Source organism: Halosimplex yunnanense (genome assembly GCF_054504345.1).
In genome coordinates this window covers 1-533 of record NZ_JBTJEL010000012.1, presented here as the reverse complement: position 1 = coordinate 533, position 533 = coordinate 1, and the positions used below count along the sequence as shown (strand labels likewise).

Below are 533 nucleotides of genomic sequence, written 5' to 3'. Positions count from 1 at the left end.
ACCCACGCGTCGGAGAACTGCACCGAGCGGCGGATCTGCTTGGGACCCCAGCCACCGATCCACAGCGAGGGCCGCGGTTCCTGAATGGTCTTCGGCAGGGGCTGCCAGTCCTCGACCTCGAAGAACGGACATTTGTACGTGATCGGCTCGTCGCTGGAGAGGAACTCGTCGATGAACTGGATGCCCTCGATCATCCGGCCGGCGCGCTCGTCCATCGGCACGCCGAAGGCCTCGAACTCCTCTTCGACGTAGCCCAGGCCGACACCGAGCGTGAGACGGCCGTCGGAGATATTATCGAGCATCGCCGCGCGCTGAGCGACGTGCAGCGGGTGATACAGCGGCAGGATCAGGACAGACGTGACCAGTTCCAGTTCCTCGGTGCCCTGTGCGATGCTCGTCAGCCGTGTCAGCGGCGACGGCCAGTAATTGTCGCCCTCGGTGGCCTGGTGGTCGTTGACCCAGCAGGTCTCGAACCCGACGTCCTCGGCGACCTGACACTGCTCGACGACACCCTCCCAGGTGTCACCGCCCTC

Annotated in this window: 1 protein-coding gene; it reads right to left on the bottom strand. The window is 65.1% G+C overall.

What is annotated here, in order from left to right; all coding sequences use genetic code 11:
• On the bottom strand, positions 1-533 hold a 533-nt coding region (locus AB2U09_RS00075), incomplete at both ends, for an LLM class flavin-dependent oxidoreductase (protein WP_459190651.1).